This is a genomic window from Mesorhizobium sp. 128a (assembly GCF_053848025.1).
In genome coordinates this window covers 1-382 of record NZ_JBSPKY010000104.1, presented here as the reverse complement: position 1 = coordinate 382, position 382 = coordinate 1, and the positions used below count along the sequence as shown (strand labels likewise).

Sequence of the window (382 nt, the reverse complement as noted above, 5' to 3'; positions counted from 1 at the left end):
GATTTCAGGTCAGCAGAAGCCGGCCGAGATGGACCGGCAGGACTTCAGCGCGGTACCAGGCGCTGGCGATCGGGTCGGTGATCGGCGCGATGCCCTCGGTGGCGGCGGCCAGCGCTGCAGCGATGCCGTTCTGGTCGAGTTTCTTTCCCTCGAGCGCCTTTTCCGCCGCCTTGGCCCGCACCGGCCGGTCGGCCATGCAGCCAAGCGCGATCCACGCCGAGGACACGGTGCCGTCGGCAGCCTGTTCCAGAACGGCTGCGATGCTCAGCACCGAGACGCCTTTGGGCTTGACCCGCGACACTTTCAGAAACCGGAAGCCGTCGGCCTTTGGCAGTGCGAAACTGACCGACGTGACAATGGAGCGGCTGCCGTCCCGCTTGGC

General features: G+C 67.0%; 1 pseudogene. It reads right to left on the bottom strand.

The annotated features are described in order from the left end of the window. Positions 1–4 precede the first annotated feature (4 nt). A pseudogene (locus ACWTU9_RS33265) lies at positions 5–382 on the bottom strand (FAD binding domain-containing protein); the annotation flags it as partial.